This is a genomic window from Segatella copri, from assembly GCF_019127135.1.
GTDB lineage: Bacteria > Bacteroidota > Bacteroidia > Bacteroidales > Bacteroidaceae > Prevotella.
This window is the reverse complement of sequence record NZ_JAHOEA010000127.1, coordinates 1-1983: the sequence shown is the minus strand read 5'-3', so window position 1 is coordinate 1983 and position 1983 is coordinate 1. Positions and strand designations below refer to the sequence as shown.

Here is a 1983-nt window from a genome sequence, read left to right as displayed (position 1 = left end):
CATGTTGTGCACCGGTCTCTTCCCGAATGCTGATACAAAGATACAACATCGGCGGAGCCCCACTTGTCCACTTTGGTACGATAAGTACCAGTTGTGCACTATTTGGCTCAATTATGTATACTTTTGCACGCAAGCGTATGCAGCAGAATACTGATATGGTTCAGTCAGCTACTCCAGATGGTTCTGTCAGCGAGTCAAGACGTCTCGATAAATCGACGGATACGACTCCGTTAGCCTACGTTGTCGAATCCTTAACCCGATGCAGTCGAATCCTTAACCTTGTCCAGCCGTCTGCGTAACCCAGTGCAGCCATATCCTTAACCCGACGCAACCGCTTCAGTTGGTAAATGGAAGTACATCATTTTTTCACCTCATTCGAGCGCTCAATGACTACCAGAGAGAATTAGCTTTTGACTATTACCATCAGAGCGAATAATAGTTACCATCAGAGCGAATCATGTTTCTTCAGAATATGCCCGAATGACTACTAGAGCGAATCTTAAAAATGTAAGACATTGAATACTAGGCAGTTAAATGCGTAATTTTCTTCCCTACACTATACCAAGTATATTATATATATACATTTACATCAATTACACTATACGTAATACGGGAGGAAAGAACTTTTTTTTTTCAACAAATCAGCCATTAAAATGCATTTTTCTCTTCAAAAAATTTGCATAAGTCTGAATTAAATATTACTTTTGCAACATGAAAGCGCGGAGAATGCGATTCTCCTCCCGATGAAGGACACCGGGAAATGCTTTCGGTTAAGGATTAGAACATAGCTCATTGAGTAGGATTCAGCCCCAAAAGGTGAGTGATCAAATAGTAATCCTTACAGGGCATTCTATGCCTGATAAATTTGATGAAAATTTATCGGCATGGATGCAGAGTAAGGTTCTATTTGATAGCAAGAGAAAAGGCTGAAACTCATTCCTTCAAGGATTGAAATTTTTTATCTTGCAATGTTTCCTTACTCCAATTCCATGCCGGTTTTCAATAAACAATAACCAAGACTTGCCCCAATCGGTAGGCCTCAAATGATCTTAAAAGTAAACGGAAATGGAACAAGTTAATCAACAGCCTCCGGGCGGACAGCAGTCCTTCCCTCAGACAAATTCTCAACCTGAGAAACAACTGATGACCATCCTTGGCGTACAGGGATTGTCTTACCAGAACTATTCTGTGGCAGAACTCAAAATCGTTCTACAGATTATCAAGCATGCCCAGAAAGTTATTCTGGACTATGTAGTCCCTTACCACACAACTTCACAGACTTTTAATGGCTTCACCTCAGAGCAGAGAGCAGCAGGCCACACGGATGTCGTCATGAAACTGTCTGAGTTTAAATTTGGAGCTGGACATTATCCGCAATTGCGCGATGCCATCCAGCGTATAGAATCCAAACCCATCCTGCTGCCGTTCAAGCAGGGCAACCAGACATACTACAGGAAGTTTTCATGCCTGTTTAAGAGTGAGATATACCAGAACCGGCACAAGAACTGGATGGTAAAATTCCGCTTCGACAACAACGTAATACGGTTTTTCTACAATTACGACAAGGGAGTCAGCCGTATCGACCTCAATGCCATCAACCAATGCCGCGGCGCATCGAGCATCAAGTTGTATCTCATCATGAACTGCTGGGCGGCAAAGGGATTCACCATCAGCAAAACGACGCATATCCAGCAACTGATGCATGGTAGGGAAGATTATTACAAGACCTGGTCGGAACTGGACAGCAGATGTCTGACTTTCGCCTGCAAAGACCTCAAACGCCTTTACCGTAACCGCATCATCGACCAGTATATTACCTATAAGCCTTTCTTTCTGGAAGAGGGTGAAAAAGTGAAGCATCACCTGCCCGAGCACATCACCTTTACCCTGCACGACCGTCGCACTTCAGGCGAAACTGCAGAGGGTGGAGAAGTGAGCAGCGAACTGAGAGGGCAGCGGAGCAAACTGAAACTCCGGCTGCAA

1 protein-coding gene is annotated in these 1983 nt (G+C 43.9%); it reads left to right on the top strand.

The features are described 5' to 3' along the window. Window positions 1–1065: 1065 nt before the first annotated feature. Window positions 1066–1983 (top strand): replication initiation protein (locus KSW37_RS15405; protein WP_217743524.1); only part of this gene is annotated, 918 nt, incomplete at its 3' end.